Below are 2,643 nucleotides of genomic sequence, written 5' to 3' on the forward strand. Positions count from 1 at the left end.
GACGGCGACAGGTACGTCGTGGGCAGGCCGCCGGGGTCGCGCGGCACGCTGACAGGAAGCCGTCCTGACGGGTTCACCGCGCCGGTGAGCACCTCGGCCAGCGCCCGGCCGCCCCGCTGGCCCGGGAAGAAGCCGTAGACCACGGCCGCGGCCGCGTCGGACTCCGGCCCCAGCGCGTACGGCCGCCCGGCCAGCAGCACCAGGACCACCGGGGTGCCGGTCGCGAGCACGGCCCTGACCAGCTCGGACTGCACGCCGGGCAGGTGCAGGTCGGTGGCGTCGCAGCCCTCGCCGGAGGTCCCGCGCCCGAACAGTCCCGCCCGGTCGCCGACGGCGAGCACGCACACGTCGCTCTCTGCGGCCGCCGCGACGGCCGCCGCGATGCCGGAGGTGTCGTCGCCGGTGATGCCGCAGCCCGGCTGGTACGTCAGATCGGGGATCAGCGTGCCGAGCGCCTCGCGCAGCGACGGGATGTCGACGCCGAGCCCGTGCTCGGGATGCGGGCCCACGTGCGTGGGGAAGGCGTAGCAGCCGAGCATCGCCATCGGGTCGTCGGCCACCGGGCCTACGAGGGCCACCTTCCGGCCTGGGGCGAGCGGCAGGATCCCGCCGGTGTTCCGCAGCAGGACGACGGACTCGCGCGCCAGGCGCAGGGCGAGCTCCCGGCTCTGCTCGTCGTCGAGGCGCACGTCCTCGGGTTCGCCGGGCAGCGCCTGCCAGCCTTCGTCGAGCAGCCCGAGCTCGGCCTTCTGCGCCAGCACCCGGCGCAGCGCGCGGTCAATCAGCGCCTCGTCGACCTCCCCCGCCTTGACCGCCTCGATGAGGGGGGCGCCGAAGGTGTCCACCGTGGGCAGTTCGACGTCGATCCCGGCCCGCAAGGCGAGCCCGGCCGCGTCGGCCGCCTCCGCCGCGACGCCGTGCAGCTTCTGCAGGAACCGGATCGCGAAGTAGTCCGCGACCACCGTGCCCGCGAAGCCCCACTCGTCCCGGAGCAGGCCGGTCAGCAGGCTCTCGTCGGCCGCCACGGGAACGCCGTCGACCTCGGCGTACGAGTTCATCACCGAGCGGGCGCCGCCCAGGCGCAGGGCCATCTCGAACGGCGGCAGGATCACGTCCGCCAGTTCCCTGCGCCCCATGTGCGCGGGCGCGAGGTTGCGGCCGCCGCGGGAGGCGGAGTAGCCGGCGAAGTGCTTCAGCGTGGCGACGATCCCCGCGCTCTCAAGCCCGCGAACGTAGGCCGCTCCGATCGTGCCGATCAGGTAGGGGTCCTCGCCGATCGTCTCCTCGGTGCGTCCCCAGCGGTAGTCGCGGGTCACGTCCAGGACCGGGGCCAGGCCCTGGTGGATTCCGGCGGCCCGCATGGACCGGCCGATCCGCCCGGCCACCTCCTCGACCAGCTCGGGGTCGAAGGACGCGCCCCAGCTCAGTGGCGCCGGGTAGACGGTCGCGCGCCAGGCGGCGAACCCGGTCAGGCACTCCTCGTGGACCTGGGCCGGGATCCCGAACCTGCTCGCCGCCACGATCTGCGCCTGCGAGGCGGCCAGCGAGCGAGCGCCCGCGACCGGATCGACCGGCGCGGTCCCGAACGGGCGGGTCAGCTGGCCCAGCCCATGGGCGATGACGTCGCTCCACTCGACGCCCGTCATGTCGGCCTGGTGCGGTGCGACGCCTCCCCCTGAGGCATCGGCGCCGACCCAGACGCCGACGAGCTGGGCGATCTTCTCTTCCAGCGTCATGAGCGGGATGAGCGCCTCGGCCCGCTCGGCGGGAGACAACCGCGTGTCCCGCCACTTGTCGGTAGGTACCTGGCCCCTCATGCGATCCTTTCGGCTGCTCCCCGGCATGACGCCGAAAACTTTCGACGAATTCCCGTTAATATTGCGGCAACTTAGGGGTCAGGGTTTCGGCGTGTCAAGAGGGTGCAAACTGCTATATTCGCGCTGATCGCTGCGGGATTGGGCCAGCGTTCGCAGCTAGATTTCCAGAAAGTTTCCGGATGCTCAGATGACAAGTTGCCGTTCGGCTGCCGTCAGGTCAGGGACTCCGTCAGCGTGCGGGCCGCCAGAGTGACGAGCTTTCCGTACTCCACGCGCAGATCCTCCGGCATACGGCTGGCCGGGGTGGAAATACTGAGGCTGGCGATCGGACCGTCCGAGCCCAGGACGGCGGACGCGACGGCGGCGATGTCGGAGCGCCACTCGCCACGATTGTCCGCATAACCCCGCGCGCGGACCGCCTCCAGCTCGGCGCCGAGCGCCCCGCGATCGATGATCGTGGTGTCGGTGTACGCGGGAAGCTCGTCCGGGGGACTCGGCCGGCGCGCGAGAACGGCCTTGCCGTTGGCCGAGGCGTGCAGCGGCAGCCGGATGCCGAGCGGCAGCACGATGCGCAGCGGCTTGTCGGTCTCCAGGCGCTCGATCAGGACGACCGCGTCGCCCTCCGGCACCATCAGGTGGATCGTCTCCCCCGTGCGCTGCCTCAGCTCCTCCATGACCGGCATCAGCTCCTCCATGACCGGCATCGCCGCATCGCGCAGGCCGAGCTCCGCCCGGCGGCCGACCTGGAGCGCCTTGATGGTCACCTGCCAGCGCGTGACCTCGCCCGCGGCGGGCCTGATCCACCCGGCGTCGTGCAGCGTCCGCA

General features: G+C 72.2%; 2 protein-coding genes. Both read right to left on the bottom strand.

Features of this window, described 5'->3' with window-relative positions; all coding sequences use genetic code 11:
- Positions 1 to 1,817 (bottom strand): glycoside hydrolase family 3 N-terminal domain-containing protein (locus AB0J09_RS61925; RefSeq protein WP_360713475.1); only part of this gene is annotated, 1,817 nt, incomplete at its 3' end.
- A 212-nt stretch (positions 1,818 to 2,029) separates the two neighbouring features.
- A partial coding sequence (locus AB0J09_RS61930; RefSeq protein WP_360713477.1) for an IclR family transcriptional regulator occupies positions 2,030 to 2,643 on the bottom strand: 614 nt, incomplete at its 5' end.

It is taken from the genome of Nonomuraea sp. NPDC049784 (genome assembly GCF_040659615.1).
Taxonomy (GTDB): domain Bacteria; phylum Actinomycetota; class Actinomycetes; order Streptosporangiales; family Streptosporangiaceae; genus Nonomuraea.